At 67.4% G+C, this 14,000-nt stretch carries 17 protein-coding genes; 10 read left to right on the forward strand and 7 right to left on the reverse strand.

Annotation, left to right across the window (positions count from 1 at the left end; all coding sequences use genetic code 11):
• Positions 1-656: 656 nt before the first annotated feature.
• From DAT37_RS32280 to DAT37_RS32295, 4 genes are all read right to left on the reverse strand, one after another.
• Entirely contained in the window at positions 657-1,151 is a 495-nt protein-coding gene (locus DAT37_RS32280) for a MogA/MoaB family molybdenum cofactor biosynthesis protein (RefSeq protein ID WP_232840176.1), read from the reverse strand.
• A 92-nt stretch (positions 1,152-1,243) separates the two neighbouring features.
• The gene (locus DAT37_RS32285; protein ID WP_198654549.1) at positions 1,244-2,608 is read right to left on the reverse strand and encodes a S1C family serine protease; all 1,365 of its coding nucleotides are present in this window, start codon (positions 2,606-2,608) and stop codon (positions 1,244-1,246) included.
• A gap of 73 nt (positions 2,609-2,681) precedes the next feature.
• Positions 2,682-4,157 carry a HAMP domain-containing sensor histidine kinase gene (locus DAT37_RS32290; RefSeq protein ID WP_109528697.1) on the reverse strand — a complete coding sequence of 492 codons (1,476 nt, stop codon included), beginning with the start codon at positions 4,155-4,157 and terminating at the stop codon, positions 2,682-2,684.
• Positions 4,158-4,169: 12 nt separating this feature from the next.
• Positions 4,170-4,856 (reverse strand): response regulator transcription factor, encoded by a 687-nt coding sequence (locus DAT37_RS32295; protein WP_109528698.1) that lies wholly within the window; start codon positions 4,854-4,856, stop codon positions 4,170-4,172.
• 355 nt (positions 4,857-5,211) lie between these two features.
• On the opposite strand from DAT37_RS32295, the gene DAT37_RS32300 reads away from it, so the two are divergent.
• The 7 genes from DAT37_RS32300 (at position 5,212) to DAT37_RS32330 (ending at position 11,354) form a co-directional block, all read left to right on the forward strand.
• Positions 5,212-7,932: an ATP-binding protein gene (locus DAT37_RS32300; protein WP_109528699.1), complete on the forward strand. Its 2,721-nt coding sequence runs from the start codon at positions 5,212-5,214 to the stop codon at positions 7,930-7,932.
• On the forward strand, positions 7,929-8,339 hold the full coding sequence (locus tag DAT37_RS32305; protein WP_109528700.1) for a roadblock/LC7 domain-containing protein: 411 nt from the start codon (positions 7,929-7,931) through the stop codon (positions 8,337-8,339). The genes DAT37_RS32300 and DAT37_RS32305 overlap by 4 nt, the downstream gene beginning before the upstream one ends.
• A gap of 8 nt (positions 8,340-8,347) precedes the next feature.
• The gene (locus DAT37_RS32310) at positions 8,348-8,722 is read left to right on the forward strand and encodes a DUF742 domain-containing protein (RefSeq protein ID WP_109528701.1); all 375 of its coding nucleotides are present in this window, start codon (positions 8,348-8,350) and stop codon (positions 8,720-8,722) included.
• On the forward strand, positions 8,703-9,332 hold the full coding sequence (locus DAT37_RS32315; RefSeq protein WP_198654550.1) for a GTP-binding protein: 630 nt from the start codon (positions 8,703-8,705) through the stop codon (positions 9,330-9,332). Before DAT37_RS32310 ends, DAT37_RS32315 begins: the two co-directional genes overlap by 20 nt.
• Positions 9,333-9,343: 11 nt before the next feature.
• Positions 9,344-10,117 (forward strand): MHYT domain-containing protein, encoded by a 774-nt coding sequence (locus tag DAT37_RS32320; protein WP_157978818.1) that lies wholly within the window; start codon positions 9,344-9,346, stop codon positions 10,115-10,117.
• A gap of 64 nt (positions 10,118-10,181) precedes the next feature.
• Positions 10,182-10,664 (forward strand): hypothetical protein, encoded by a 483-nt coding sequence (locus DAT37_RS32325; protein ID WP_109528703.1) that lies wholly within the window; start codon positions 10,182-10,184, stop codon positions 10,662-10,664.
• A gap of 468 nt (positions 10,665-11,132) precedes the next feature.
• Positions 11,133-11,354: a hypothetical protein gene (locus DAT37_RS32330; RefSeq protein WP_109528704.1), complete on the forward strand. Its 222-nt coding sequence runs from the start codon at positions 11,133-11,135 to the stop codon at positions 11,352-11,354.
• 56 nt (positions 11,355-11,410) lie between these two features.
• Here DAT37_RS32330 and rpmF read toward each other — a convergent pair whose 3' ends face one another.
• From rpmF to mrf, 3 genes are read right to left on the reverse strand one after another with little or no spacing between them, the layout of a single operon-like run.
• Positions 11,411-11,584 (reverse strand): 50S ribosomal protein L32, encoded by a 174-nt coding sequence (rpmF, locus tag DAT37_RS32335; protein WP_109528705.1) that lies wholly within the window; start codon positions 11,582-11,584, stop codon positions 11,411-11,413.
• 1 nt (position 11,585) lies between these two features.
• On the reverse strand, positions 11,586-11,849 hold the full coding sequence (locus DAT37_RS32340; protein WP_109528706.1) for a type B 50S ribosomal protein L31: 264 nt from the start codon (positions 11,847-11,849) through the stop codon (positions 11,586-11,588).
• Entirely contained in the window at positions 11,846-13,165 is a 1,320-nt protein-coding gene (mrf, locus tag DAT37_RS32345; RefSeq protein WP_198654551.1) for a ribosome hibernation factor-recruiting GTPase MRF, read from the reverse strand. Before mrf ends, DAT37_RS32340 begins: the two co-directional genes overlap by 4 nt.
• 98 nt (positions 13,166-13,263) lie before the next feature.
• Between mrf and rpmB the strand changes: the two genes are divergently transcribed.
• Genes rpmB through rpsN form a run of 3 tightly spaced genes read left to right on the forward strand, consistent with a single transcriptional unit; the run spans position 13,264 to position 13,987 of the window.
• Positions 13,264-13,500, forward strand: coding sequence for a 50S ribosomal protein L28 (rpmB, locus tag DAT37_RS32350; RefSeq protein ID WP_109528707.1), 237 nt, complete (start codon positions 13,264-13,266; stop codon positions 13,498-13,500).
• 11 nt (positions 13,501-13,511) lie between these two features.
• Positions 13,512-13,682: a 50S ribosomal protein L33 gene (gene rpmG / locus DAT37_RS32355; RefSeq protein ID WP_048833653.1), complete on the forward strand. Its 171-nt coding sequence runs from the start codon at positions 13,512-13,514 to the stop codon at positions 13,680-13,682.
• Positions 13,682-13,987, forward strand: coding sequence for a 30S ribosomal protein S14 (gene rpsN / locus DAT37_RS32360; protein ID WP_109528708.1), 306 nt, complete (start codon positions 13,682-13,684; stop codon positions 13,985-13,987). Before rpmG ends, rpsN begins: the two co-directional genes overlap by 1 nt.
• Positions 13,988-14,000: the final 13 nt, after the last annotated feature.

Here is a 14,000-nt window from a genome sequence, read left to right on the forward strand (position 1 = left end):
TCGAGGTGGACATTGGTCCTCTCAGGCCCAGCTCAGTGTGTCGCCCCTTTGTTGCCGGTATGTAACCGGCTGTTATTTCGGCGCAACGGCCTCAGCTGGCAATCGGAACCGAGCCGGGTTCCACCGGGAAGGACGAAAACAGCTGTCTCGCCCGGGCCTTCGGGGTCCAGTGTTGAATGGCTCTCGCGAAGGTTAAACCGTCGGTAACAGCCTGGCAACGCGAGCTTTCACATTGTGAGCTGTGATGTAGATCACCGATGAACGCATGCCCATATCAATCGCTGTGCATATGCGCAGACAGGGGACTTGTAGGCCGCTGGCCACCGGATTCACGACCCGATCGCGCCGACCGACCCTTACGGAATCCTGACACGGCCGGTGGGGTATATCACAACGCGATCTCGAAGAAAGTTGTGCGGGATCACGAAAACATTACGGCGGAGTTGCCGGCCGCGACGGCGGTATCGCTCAACCGTGGTGCGGGGGCACCTGGGAGCGGAACCAATCATCGGAGGAGTTGTCGCCTCCGGAATGGGGATCGCGTTCGTCGGACGTGGTTTCCGGGAGGATGTCACCGAAAATGCGAGCCGCGCGCGCGACATCCCTCGCCCGGCGTTGCGCCGGGCGAGGGTCGTCGGAAGATCCCGCGGCAGTGATTATTCGACCAATCCGGAGAGTTCACCGATCACTTTGCTGGCGAGCGGACCCAGCGTCGCCATTCCGTCGCGAACCGCCGCGCGGGTGCCGGGCAGATTGACGACGAGGGTGCTGCCGGAGATTCCTGCGAGACCGCGCGACAGTCCCGCGTCCAGCGATCCGGCGACCCGGCCGGAAGCGCGCAGCGCCTCGCTGATGCCCTGCAACTCCCGATCCAGAACCTGTGAGGTCGCCTCGGGAGTGACATCGCGCGGCGACATTCCGGTGCCGCCGACCGAGATCACCAGATCGACTCCGCCGATCACGGCGGTATTAAGCGCGTTGCGGATCTCCACCTCGTCGGCCTGCACCGACACCGATGCGTCGACGAGGAAACCAGCCTCGGTCAGCAGCTCGGTGACCAGCGGCCCGAGCGCGTCCACACCTCCATGTGCCGTTCGATCATCGACCACCACCACCAGTGCACGCCCCGCCACAGGAGCATCGATTTCCATGGTGCTCACCGTAGCGCCTACGCCGTCGAGTTCGACCTCGATGCTGGTCGAACCGGGTGGGAGCAGCACGAGACCGCGGGGCTCGGTACGCATCAGCGGCCGCCCTCGGCGGGCGCCGCCGTCAAGGTGACCTCGACGGTCTTGGGATTGCCGCCCTGTTCGTCGGTGTAGGTGACCTTCACCTTGTCCCCCGGCTGATGCGAGCGGACGGCGGCGATGAGCGCGTTACCGGAATCGATGACCCGCCCGTCGAGCGTGGTGATCACCGCGCCGGACGGAATTCCCGCCTTGGCGGCCGGGCCGTCGGCGGTGGATTCCAGCACCCGCGCCGCGGTGTCCTGCGGCCGCAGTTTGATGCCGATCTGCGCGTAGGTCGCGCGGCCGGTCTTGATCAGTTCGTCGGCCACCCGGCGAGCCTGATCGACCGGGATCGCGAAACCGAGGCCGATGGACCCGCTCTGCGCACCCGATCCCTCACCGGCCCCGAGGCTGGCGATGGCGGTGTTGATGCCGATCAATTTGCCGTTGCCGTCCACCAGTGCGCCGCCGGAATTGCCGGGGTTGATCGCGGCATCGGTCTGGATCGCGTCGATCACCGGATTCACCTGGCTGGACTCGCTCTCGCCCTGGGTGGAGACCGGACGGTTGAGCGCGGAGACGATTCCCGTGGTGACCGTGCCCGCCAGTCCGAGCGGGGAACCGACCGCGATGACCGACTGGCCGACCTGGAGAGCACCGGAGTCGCCGAGTTCGATCGGGGTCAGTCCGGATTTGCCGGTGACCTTGATGACCGCGAGGTCCGAGACCGGGTCCGCGCCGACGAGGGCGGCGGGCGCGGTGCTGCCGTCGGAGAAGACGACCTCCATGGTCGCGTCACGACCACCGCCCGCGGCGACGTGGTTGTTGGTGAGGATCAGCCCGTCCGAGGACAGGACGACGCCCGAACCCTCCCCCTCCGCGCGGCTGCTCGCGACCTTGATCATCACCACGCTGGGCAGCACCTTCTGCGCGACGGCCTGGGTGGAACCGGCGGGGGCGTTGGCGACATTGCTGACATTGGGTTTCGGCGCGTCCAGCGCGTTGGTCACCGGCGCGCGGCCGTCGTCGGTGCGGGTGGCGAGGGTGCCGACCGCACCGCCGACGCCACCGCTGACCAAGGCGAGTACCACCGCGCCCGCGACCAGCCCGGCACGCACCGGGCGACGCTGCGGCTGGGGCGCCTGTGGCGGCTGGGCCCCGAACGCCGTCGGCGGCACCTGGCCGGGCGGCGGCATCTGCGGCCCCTGCCCGTACTCCCGGTAGGCATCGTTCGGGTACTGCGGCATCGAGTACGTGGCGCCGGTGTCCGGCCGCTGCCACGCCGTCTGCGGATCATGGTGCGCGGCGGGGAACTGCTCGGTCGGATGGTGGCCCGCGCCGTCCTGCTCCCCCCGGCGGTTCTGGAAATCCTCGGTCATCGCTTCTCGTTTCTCCTGAACGTCTGTCACCCAGTCTGGCGATGACGGCTTAGAGGGGACTGAGACCCCGCTATCAGTTCTCCGAGATCTGTTTGTCGATCTGGGCGGTACCGGCCTCACCGGGCAGCACGATGCGGATGAGTGCGCCGCCGCGCGCCGAGTTCTCGACGGTGATGGTGCCGCCGTGTTTGGTCACCACCTGTTTGACGATCGCGAGGCCGAGTCCGGAGCCCGGCATCGACCGGGAGACCGTGGTCCGGTAGAAGCGTTCGAAAACCAGTTCGCGCTCCTCCGACGGGATACCGGGACCGGCGTCATCGACGTCGAGCTCCAGCAGTCCGCGTCCGGTCTCGCGCATGGTCACCAGCACCTGCGCGCCCTCCGGGCTCCATTTGGCCGCGTTGTCGAGCACGTTGAGTACCGCGCGTTCCAGCCCGGACTCGTGGCCGTAGACGAACCACGGCCGAAGTTCCGCGACGAATTCGATGGAGCCGCGACGCCTGCGGGCCCGTTCGAGGGCTCGCTCGGTCACCTCGCCGAGATCGATCCGGTCGTAGACGGTTTCGGGCGCGTCCTCGCGCGCGAGGTCGACCAGGTCGCCGACGAGGGTGGAAAGTTCCTCGATCTGGGCGACCACGTCCTCGCGCAGTTCGGCCATGTCCTCGTCGGGGATCTGCGGCGCTCCCGGCCGTCCCGAGGCGATCAGCAGTTCCATGTTGGTGCGCAACGAGGTGAGCGGTGTGCGCAATTCGTGGCCGGCGTCGGCCACCAGCCTGCGCTGGCGGTCACGGGATTCGGCGAGCGCCCGCAGCATTGTGTTGAAACTCTCGGTCAGCCGCGCCAATTCGTCGTCACCGGTGACCGGGATCGGTGTCAGATCGTCGGTGCGGGCGATCCGCTCGGTGGCCGCGGTGAGCCTGGCGATGGGGCGCAGCCCGGTGCGGGCGACCGCGGTGCCCGCCGCGGCGGCCAGCACCACGCCGCAGCCGCCGACCACGAACAGCAGCCAGGCCAACCGGTCGAGCACCTCCCTGGTCGGCTCGAGGCGCTGCGAAATGATCAGGGTGGCACCGGAATGGGTCGGCACCGCGAGCACTCGCTGATTGTTGACCGTGCGCAGCGACGAGGGCAGTCGACCGTCGGCGACGGCCAATTCCTGGCTGCCGACCGGCGGCGTGGTCTGCTGCGGCGGCATATACGGCTTGTGATCGGCGAAGATCAGCGCGACGCCGACATCGTTGGAGAAAAGCCCGGCGAGCACGATGGATTGAAAACCGAGATTCTCGAAATTATTGGTGATCATCGTGTCCGCGCGTGCCCGCAATTGCGAATCGACGTCGGCGTAGAGCGCGCGCGCGACCATCGCGTAGGCGGCGATGGAAGTGACCGCCACCGCGACCGCGACCAGCGAGGCCGCGAGCAGGGTCACCCGCCAGCGCAACGAGACCGACCGGGTCAGCGGCATCGGCGGGCGCATCTCCGCGGAATCCGGCGCGCGCTGCTGACCGAGTGTGGCGACCACCGGTCGACGGGGCACAGTCCTGGCCATTGTCGAGCCGGCTTACGGAGGAGTTTCGCGGAGTACGTACCCGACTCCACGGACCGTGTGGATGAGCCGGGGTTCGCTCTCGGCCTCGGTTTTGCGGCGCAGATAGCCGATATAGACCTCGAGCGCGTTGCCGGAAGTGGGGAAATCGTAGCCCCAGACTTCTTCCAGAATTCGGCTGCGCGTCAGCACCCGGCGCGGATTCGCCATCAACATTTCCAGTAGCGAGAACTCGGTGCGGGTCAGGCTGATCGACCGATCGCCTCTGGAAACCTCCCTCGTCACCGGATCCAATGACAGATCGGCGAACTGCATGGCTTCCGAACCCTCACCGGGATCGGTCGCCCTGCGGCGGAGCAGCGCGCGCAATCGGGCGAGCAATTCTTCCAACGCGAAGGGTTTCGGCAAATAGTCGTCGGCCCCGGCATCGAGTCCGGCAACCCTTTCCGATACCGAATCCCGCGCTGTCAAAACCAGAATCGGAAGATCGTCTCCGGTGCTGCGCAGTCTCCGGCAAACTTCGAGCCCGTCCAGGCGCGGCATCATCACATCGAGCACGAGGGCATCGGGACGCTGCGTGGTGGCTTTCTCCAGCGCGTCGACTCCGTCCACGGCGAGATCGACGGAGTAACCGTTGAAGGTCAACGACCGGCGCAACGATTCACGGACGGCGCGATCGTCGTCGACTACCAGAATGCGCATGCCCCCAGTTTGACCGCATCGACTGAGAGTCCACTGAGAGGGCCGCATCCGACACGCCGCGCCGATCGCGCGACTCCGTGGCCGGGTCAACCAACAGCGTGACCAGCACCTTTCTTCAGGATAGGCCGATTTCCGCTAGCCCCGGGTCCGTTCGGCATACGAAAGACGTTCTGCGTAGCCATATTCGAGAGTTCTCAAAGCGGGTGTCTCAGATTGCCGATAACCAGCTATCACGGTATGTTCCCTGCGGTAAAAAGAAGACCTCGAGTTGGTTCTCAGCAGGTTCATCCCTTCCTCATGTTGAACAGCCACAAGCCACCGGGGACCCCGCGCGGAGTGGAGGCGACGGAAGCGGATGGAATCAGCACCGCGTTCCAGGCAATTCAGGCTGTCCAACTGGTCCGTCACCCGCAAGGTCGGCGTCGTACTGCTGCTACCGGTAGTACTCGCCTCGACGTTCGCGGTGTTGCGCATCAACGACGAGCTCGACATGATCTCGCAGCTGGACGCTGCCTCGGAACAGGCAAGGATCATCCGCCCCATGCTCGGGTTCGGTTCGGCGACCGAGCAACTCGCGTTGTCGGCGGCGACCTCGTGGGAGGATCAGCCGGATTCGGCCATCGACAGGGTCGCGGGCAAATTCGACCAGGCGGCGGCCGATCTCGAAACAGCGCTCAAATCGACACGAGCGCCCGACAGTGTGAGCAAGGAACTCGATCTCGCGCTCGTCGCGGGCCGCGCGATGCGCAACAGCCTGCGCAGCTCGTCGCCGGTGACCATCGGGCAGCAGGCCGACGACGTGGCGGCGCGCATCGGTAACGCGATCGCGGTCTCGACCACGATCGAAGAACTCTCCGTGCAGCGCTACTTCCTGCAGCTCGGTGTGACCACCAACGCCCGCCGCCTGCTGGCCCAGCAGTACATGCTGATCGGCTCGCCGGGCGCGGCCAAGAACCCCGCCGTGCAGCCGACGGTTCTCACCACCGCGGGTGGTGAGCTCGTTCTCATCATGCAGTTCGCCCAGCTGCAACCGTCTTCGGCGCTGAACGCCAACACGCTGATCGACGCGATCAACACCCGACTAGGGGCATTCGGGCAGAACGTCGGCGATCCGACGACCAACCCCGCGGTCGTCGATTCGCTGCGTACCAGCGCCGCCTCCTACGACCAGACCACACTGTCGCTGGTCGACATCATCGACAAGCGGCTGGCCGACCGGACCTCGGAACTGCGCGGCATCGTGCTGCGCGATATCGCGATCGTGGTCGCGACCCTGCTCGCCGGTCTGGCGCTGGCCCTCGCGGTCGCCCGCTCGCTCGTCGTCCCGATCCGCAGGCTGCGGCACGGCGCGTTGCAGGTCGCCCACGTCGACCTGCCGAACGAGATCGAGGTGGTGCGTTCCGGCGGTTCGACCCCGGAGACCAGTCAGATCGACGTGCACACCACCGAGGAGATCGGCCAGCTCGCCCGCGCCGTCGACGATATCCACCAGGCCGCGCTGCACCTGGCCGGTGAACAGGCCCGTCTGCGCCTGCAGATCGGCAGCATGTTCGAAACCCTGTCGCGGCGCAGCCAGTCCCTCGTGGAGCAGCAGCTCTCGCTCATCGAGGAACTCGAACACGACGAGGACGATTCGGAGCGCTTGCAGAGCCTGTTCCGCCTCGACCACCTCGCGACCCGCATGCGCCGCAACGGCGACAACCTGCTCGTGCTCGCGGGCACCGCGCTGCGGCGCGGCCACCTGCCCCCGGTCCCGCTCTCGGACATGCTCTGGAGCGCGGTCTCGCAGGTCGAGGACTACCAGCGCGTCGAGATCGGCGCCGCCCCCGACGGCATCGTCCCCGGTGAACCCGCCGTCGACATCGAGCACCTGCTCGCCGAACTCATCGACAACGCGCTGCGCTATTCGCCGCCGACCACCCCGGTCGCGGTCTCGGTCGCGCGCGCGGTCGACGGCGGCTATCTGATCGAGATCATCGACCGCGGCCTCGGTATGTCGACCGAGGATCTCCAGACCACCAACGACCACCTCGCCTCCGGTGGTGAGGTCACCGTCGAGACCGCCCGCCGCATGGGCCTGTTCGTCGTCGGCCGGCTCGCCAAGCGTCACAACATCACCGTCAACCTGCGCCGCACCTCGGCCATGGCCCAGCAGCCCGGTATCACCGCGAGCGTGCACCTGCCGGGCACGCTCGTCTCCCCGGTCCCGATCTCGCACGACAACGGGCCCGCGCAGATGCCGGCCCCGCCGTTGCAGATCGCGCGCCCCGAGGCCAATCCGCAGCAGCCGCGCGCGCTGGTGCCGGTGCCGAGTCTGGCGCTGCCCGAGCACACCTCCGGTTTCGACCAGTCCGGGCCCAATACCCAGGCCTACGACATGGGTGGCGGTCTGCCGCAGCGCAGGCCCGCGATCCGGGTCGCGGTGCCGGGCGAGCGGGACAATTCCGGTCCCGCTCCCGTCATCGATGTCGAAGCCACCGATCCCGGCCGCTCGCGCCGGTATCCCGAGCGTGACAACGACGGCTACCTCCGGTCCGAACCGCTCGCGCTGCCCGCGCCCGCCGATCGGAACCAGTCCTCGTACTCACCGGAACCCGAGAAGATCGATATCTGGGCCGAGACCCAGACCTTCGCTCCCGAAACGCTCGCACCGCGGCAAGCCCCCGCACCCGAGCCCGAACCGGTGGCGATCACCTCGACCACCACCGTGACCGGTCTGCGCCCGGTGACCGCGGAGACACCGACCCCGATCTATCAGCGCATGGTCTCGGAGTGGCTGGTCGAACCCGCCTCGTCGGGTTCGGACGGCAGCGAAGACATCACACCGTGGACCTCGCGCGCCGACGAGGGTTGGGCGGCCGCCGCCGAGGCGAGCAATCCGACCACGTCGGGACGCACCTCAGGCGGGCTGCCGATTCGTCAGCCCGGCGCCCAGTTGGTGCCCGGCGGGCTCTCTCCCGCCGAGGAAGCCAACACCAGGAATCCGGATGAAATCCGAAACAGCCTGACCAGGCATCTCAGCGGGGTCCGCAGTGGGCGGGCCGACGCCCAGTACAACGACGGAGGGCTTGTATGAGCGAGAACCCGAGCAACACTACGGACGAGAACCTCAATTGGCTCGTCACCCGGTTCACCCGGGACGTACCCGGCGTGACCCACGCGGTGCTGGTGTCGGCCGACGGCCTCCTGCAGGCGACCAGCCCGCATCTGCCGAGCGAACGGGCCGAACAGCTCGCGGCGGTGACCGCGGGTCTGGCGAGTCTGGCGGCTGGCGCGGCGCAACTGTTCAACGGCGGCAAGGTCATGCAGTCGATCGTGGACATGCAGCGCGGCTACCTATTGGTGATGACGGTCGGCAACGGCTCGCATCTGGCGGTGCTCGCCAACAAGACCCACGACATCGGCCGCATCGGCTACGAGATGGCTCTGCTCGTCGATCGGGTCGGGTCCGTCGTCTCGGCCACCGCCCGTACGGCTGTCTGAGAAGTGCGATGCCCAACCCTTCCGGCGGGGGGCCGGGAACACCCCCGACCCGCGTCCGCCCCTATGCGCTGACCTCCGGGCGTACCGAGCCGGCGGTCGATCTTCCCTTGGAGGCGGTCATCGAGACCATCTCCTACAGGGCCCATTTCGAATGGCCTGTCGGCGACCTGCGCACCGACATCGTGCGGCTCGGCACCGCGCGGCTCTCGGTCGCGGAGATGGCGGCGAAACTACAACGGCCACTCGGCCTGATCCGTGTCGTCATCGGGGATCTGGTCGTCGCAGGGACGCTGCGGGTGCACTCGACACTGAGCGATCAGGCAACATATGACGAGCGCCTAACACTGATGGAGAGGACTTTGCGTGGACTCCGCGCCCTATAACGCCCAGCCCTACGGCTCGGCACCGACGGACAACCGCACCGCCTCGACGAAAATCGTTGTCGCAGGCGGTTTCGGCGCGGGTAAGACGACCTTCGTCGGTGCGGTGTCGGAGATCGTTCCGCTGCGGACCGAGGCCATGGTGACCGGGTTCTCCGACGGCATCGACGACCTCGCCGCGACCCCCGGTAAAGAGACCACCACCGTCGCCATGGATTTCGGGCGCATCGTGCTGCCGGGCAATCTCGTGCTGTACCTGTTCGGCACGCCGGGCCAGCGCCGGTTCTGGTTCATGTGGGACGACCTGATCCGCGGCGCGATCGGCGCGGTGGTCCTGGTCGACACCCGCCGTATCGAGGACAGTTTCGCCGCCGTCGACTTCTTCGAGGCACGGGAACTGCCGTTCCTGGTGGCGGTCAACCGGTTCCCGGACGCGCCGCGATTCCCGGTGGCCGAACTGCGCGAGGCGCTGTCGGTCCGCGCGGGCGTTCCGATCGTCGACATCGACGCGCGCAACGCCATGGAAGTCCGCCAGTCACTCGCCGCAGTCACCGAATACGCCATCGCGCGCCTCGCCGAACAGAACCGCGAGCAGCCGGTCCGGCAGGGGTAAGGAACCTTCGCGTGAGCTATTTCGCTATGGGCTACTGGGTGCTCGGGCTCTCGGTACTCGTGTCCGCCGCGGGTGCGTTGGTCGGCTTCACCTGTATCAAGGAGTCCACCAAATCGGTGACGGCCCGGTTCAGGACGGTGTGGCTCACCGCGGCGTCGGTGTCCATCGGCGCGATCGGTATCTGGCTCGCGATCTTCGTATCGATGCTCGGCGTCAACGGTCCCGGTGGCGTCTCGTTCCGATACGACGTGGCGCGCCTGCTCGGCGCCGCCATCCTCGCCGGGCTCGCGGTGTTCGCCGGGCTGATCTTCCTCGGACGAGCCCTGTTGTGGCCGCGGCTGGTCGGCTGCGCGCTCGCCATGGGCGCCGGACTCTCGCTGGCGATGTACGTGGGCATGGACGCGCTCCAGGTCAGGGGTTCGGTCGAATTGCGCTGGGCGCCCGTCATCGGTTCCATCGTGCTGCTGGTGGCGCTCTCGGTCGCCATGCTGTGGTTCGTGCTGCACCGATGGCCGTTGCCCGCCATGATCGGCGCGGCGATCGTCGTCGGCCTCACGGTGATCGGCGCGCACTACTTGTGGTTGGCCGGTCTGGAGGTGCACGTGGACTCCCGCGTGTCCGCCCCCGACGGCGAGGAACTGTTCACGTTCCTGGTGCCGATGTTCGTGATCGGCATGCTCTCGCTGGCGATTCCGATCACCGCGGTGCTGGTCGCCCCCGACCGTCGCAGTGCCGGGACCGCGCCGTCGGCCGCGCGCGGCGGTGAATCCGAGCTGATCCGCTGACCCCGGCGGGGAAACGCCGCGAATTCCGCGTCGCACCGACCTACAGTGGCAGACAGGCGGTTCGGTGACCGACACCGCGGTCGATGCCGCGGTGGACGGGGTCGTGCTCGGGCGAACTCGCCAGTGGGATCTCGTACAGGAGGAGCCGGACGTGACGCCGGAACAAGAGGCAGTGCTGCACGACATCCAGACCCAGCTGCGCGGCCCCGGCTCGGCGGGCTGGCCGCAGTTGGGCTCCGACGCCGGGGGAAACCACCGCACGCTGGTCGATGGCATCGCCGCCGCGCTGCGCCGGATCGGCGAGTTGGAGGAGCAGACCGCGGCGCTGAGCGCGCAGGTGGGCGAATTGCGCACGGAGATCAGCGAATTGGAAGCCACGTCCGCCGAACTCGCCGCCGAGGTGCGCAATCTGGAATCCAGACAGTTACCGTGGCCGCTGTCGTTGATCGAGGGGCCCGCGGAATTCGTGGGGGCGCAGTTGAATCGACTGGAAGCGCTGCTGCCGGGCCACGGAGCCGACGGCAAACCGGCCGCGCCCGACGCATGAAGGGCACGCGCGCTGACGCGGTCTGTTCGGGGGGCTGCGGTCGAGGACCGGAACTTTGGCGATGAGCGGGTTCTCTCGGAAACCGGGAGAACCCGCCCTCTCGCACGAGGGTACCGGGCTGTGAGCTCGATTTCATCATTTCCCCAGGACTTTTACACCCCCGAAAATCCAACTCTCGGTATGCATTTCACCTGAGAGCAATCTTTTCGCAAGCGCGAATTTCAGATTACACCCAGCTGGACGCCAAATATAAGGTTGCCAATAAATTGCCTCATAATCCGCGGGAACCCGCCCGGGCCCCTAGTTCATCGGGATGACACCACCCCCGACGACCACGCTCGAATCCGGCGCGTTCACCACCGCCCGCACGGCCCCGCGCGTTATCGTCGGCGAGCGGCACGCGGACAGAGGGCGTCCGGACGCGGCACAGTCAGGTTCATTCCGAAGGTTCGTTCCGAAGGAGTTCCTATGACGGTCAACGTGGTGCTCGACAAGGTGCTCGACAAGGAATACGAGAACAAATCACTCGCGGAGATCCTGTCCGCCCCGCCGTCGGCCCTGGCGGGTCTCACACCGGAGCACGACAAGGTGCTGGCCGGGTTGAAGATCAAGACCATCGCCGACCTCGGCGGCAACAAGTACTTCCAGCTCGCCGCCACCCTGGTCGAACTCGCCGACAAGCAGGGCTGAGTTCCACCGACGTTCCACCCGACGGGGCCGGATCGCGATCCGGCCCCGTCGACGGATCACAGGCGATCGACGTCGATCAGACCGAGGCGCACCGCTTTCACCAGACGACGCGGGACGCGGTAGGTCACCCCTGCCACGGTCACCTCCACCAGATCGGGCGCGACCGCCTTCCACCGGGCCCGACGACTACGCGTGTTCGAGCGCGACATCCTGCGCTTCGGGACCGCCATCTCACACCTCCCCCGCGCGACGACGCTTGCCGTACCTGCGCTCGAACTTCTCGACTCGCCCCTGGGTGTCGAGCACGCGGTGCGCGCCGGTCCAGAACGGATGCGAGTCGGCGGTCACATCGACCACGAGCAGCGGATAGGTCGCGCCGTCCTCCCACTCGATGGTCCGCGGGCTCGTCGCGGTCGACCGGGTGAGGAACCGCTTACCCGTGTTCGCGTCCTCGACGACCACCGGGTGGTAGTCGGGATGGATGCCTTGTTTCATCGTTTCTCTCCGCTCTGTCGATCGTTCGGCTGTGCCACTTCGACGGGCTCGTCGGTCGCGCACGGATCGGCATGCCATTCCCCGAAGGGGTCGTCCCAGTCGGCCACCCGCTCCGGCGACCGTTCGACCAGTCGCAATTCCTCGTCCTCGACCAGCGCCCAGTGCAGTGCGGTCCTGATCTCGACGGGGTCGGCCTCGTGCGCGAGGACGACCAGTGAGACGTGGCGGTCGCCGAAACGTTCGTCCCAGCGCAGCGACGCGAGCGCGCGCCTGGCCGGATCGACCTGTTCGATCTCGCTGTCGCTCATCGCGGCGAGCCAACGTCCGGCATTGCCGACCCGCAGGCCGCCACCCGCCGATTCCAGCCACACCACCTCGTCGGGTTGCGTCGCCAGCCACATCCGCCCGCGCGCGGTGACCACGCCGTCGAACAGGACGTCCAGCGCCTCGTGCAGGCGTGCCGGATGGAACGGCCGATCCGCGGCGAATTCGATCAGCGACACCCCGTCCTCGGGAACCAGCGGCGGCTGACCGCGTAGTAACGGCGCGTGCGCGTCGAAGATCCGCCCGCGCCGCGCGTCCACCGGAATCGAGGACGCCAGCGCCTCGGCGTCGGCGGGGCCGAAGCGCGAGGGATCGTCGAGCCACCGCACGGGGGCGGTGGGCGCCAGCCTGGACAGCACGGCGCTCATCCGGGCGCGATCGGGCTCGGCGTCGCCGAATGCCAGCACGGCGTCGGCGAAGTCGACCTGGCCGACGGCCACCTGCGCGACCGTCCTGTCGTCGTCCGCGGTCGCTATGCCGCGTTCGGCCAGCGTGTCGTCGCCGGTCGCGTCACCGAGCCAGCTCCGCGCGTCCACGCAGGCCAGTACGGCGTCGACGCGCACGTCGCGCCCCGCCGGGCCGTCGACTCGGCCGACCACGCCGGTGATCACCACCTCGTCGATCGCCTGACAGATCGCCTCGGCCTCGAAGGCCTGATCCGGTGCGAGCACGATGCGGTCGATCGAATCGCGCGCGGCCAGGGTCGTGAGCAGCGGCAGCAGATCGCCGCGCAGCGTGCACGAGACGCAGCCGTGGGCCAATTCCAATACCGACGTCACCGATCGCTCGCCGGTGCGCAGCGTGCGGCGCACCACGCCCTCACGCAACGCACCCAGTTCGTGCCGCACCACCGCCGTGCCCGCCCGCGCCGCAAGCGCGTCGGCGACGCGGCCGGCCTGGCCGTTCGCCTCGGTCGAAAAGCCCGTGACCAGGACCACCGGCACCCGGCGATCGGGTTCGGGCGGGACCGGGCCGGGATCTGACACAACCACCGAAACCCCTTTCGACAATGATTTTCATTTACCGATCGCCGAGAGTACAGTGCGGATCCGACGTTGTCGAAAATGATTATCATCTCGGAGGGAGTCGCATGTCGGCCCACTGCCAGGTCACCGGACGCAAACCCGGCTTCGGTAAATCCGTGTCGCACTCGCACGTACGGACCAGCCGCCGCTGGAACCCCAACATCCAGCGCAAGACCTACTACCTGCCCGGCGAAGACCGCCGCGTCACGCTGACCGTCTCCGCGAAGGGCATCAAAACCATCGACCGGGACGGGATCGAGGCCGTCGTCGCCCGCCTCCGCGCCCGCGGCGACAAGATCTAGGAGCACATCCCATGGCATCGAAGTCGACCGATATCCGACCGGTCATCAAGCTGAAGTCCACCGCGGGCACCGGCTACACCTACGTCACCCGCAAGAATCGGCGCAACGATCCCGACCGCATGGTGCTGCGGAAATACGACCCCGTGGTACGTAGGCACGTCGACTTCCGCGAGGAGCGCTGATGGCGAAGAAGTCGAAGATCGCCCGCAACGAACAGCGCAAGCGCATCGTCGAGCGCTACGCGATCAGACGCGGCGAACTGAAGGAAATCATCCGCGATCCGGCGACATCGCCGGCCGATCGGGCGGTCGCGCAGTCCGCGCTACAACGGCTGCCGCGCGACGCGAGTCCGGTACGATTGCGCAATCGGGACGCCGCGGACGGACGTCCGCGCGGTCACCTCCGGAAGTTCGGACTCTCCCGTGTACGTGTGCGCGAGATGGCCCACCGAGGCGAGTTGCCCGGTGTGCACAAGTCGAGTTGGTAGCAACCACCGATCC

The organism is Nocardia aurea (assembly GCF_003123685.1).
In the GTDB taxonomy this organism is placed as follows: Bacteria; Actinomycetota; Actinomycetes; order Mycobacteriales; family Mycobacteriaceae; genus Nocardia; species Nocardia aurea.

What these genes read in the sequence shown, in the direction of transcription:
- DAT37_RS32285 (WP_198654549.1), bottom strand. Translation starts at nt 2,608, where the DNA reads ATGACCGAGGATTTCCAGAACCGCCGGGGGGAGCAGGACGGCGCGGGC.
- DAT37_RS32340 (WP_109528706.1), bottom strand. Translation starts at nt 11,849, where the DNA reads ATGAAACAAGGCATCCATCCCGACTACCACCCGGTGGTCGTCGAGGAC.
- rpmG (WP_048833653.1), top strand. Translation starts at nt 13,512, where the DNA reads ATGGCATCGAAGTCGACCGATATCCGACCGGTCATCAAGCTGAAGTCC.
- DAT37_RS32330 (WP_109528704.1), top strand. Translation starts at nt 11,133, where the DNA reads ATGACGGTCAACGTGGTGCTCGACAAGGTGCTCGACAAGGAATACGAG.
- DAT37_RS32295 (WP_109528698.1), bottom strand. Translation starts at nt 4,856, where the DNA reads ATGCGCATTCTGGTAGTCGACGACGATCGCGCCGTCCGTGAATCGTTG.
- DAT37_RS32290 (WP_109528697.1), bottom strand. Translation starts at nt 4,157, where the DNA reads ATGGCCAGGACTGTGCCCCGTCGACCGGTGGTCGCCACACTCGGTCAG.
- DAT37_RS32300 (WP_109528699.1), top strand. Translation starts at nt 5,212, where the DNA reads ATGGAATCAGCACCGCGTTCCAGGCAATTCAGGCTGTCCAACTGGTCC.
- rpmB (WP_109528707.1), top strand. Translation starts at nt 13,264, where the DNA reads ATGTCGGCCCACTGCCAGGTCACCGGACGCAAACCCGGCTTCGGTAAA.
- rpmF (WP_109528705.1), bottom strand. Translation starts at nt 11,584, where the DNA reads ATGGCGGTCCCGAAGCGCAGGATGTCGCGCTCGAACACGCGTAGTCGT.
- DAT37_RS32310 (WP_109528701.1), top strand. Translation starts at nt 8,348, where the DNA reads ATGCCCAACCCTTCCGGCGGGGGGCCGGGAACACCCCCGACCCGCGTC.
- rpsN (WP_109528708.1), top strand. Translation starts at nt 13,682, where the DNA reads ATGGCGAAGAAGTCGAAGATCGCCCGCAACGAACAGCGCAAGCGCATC.
- DAT37_RS32305 (WP_109528700.1), top strand. Translation starts at nt 7,929, where the DNA reads ATGAGCGAGAACCCGAGCAACACTACGGACGAGAACCTCAATTGGCTC.
- DAT37_RS32280 (WP_232840176.1), bottom strand. Translation starts at nt 1,151, where the DNA reads ATGGAAATCGATGCTCCTGTGGCGGGGCGTGCACTGGTGGTGGTGGTC.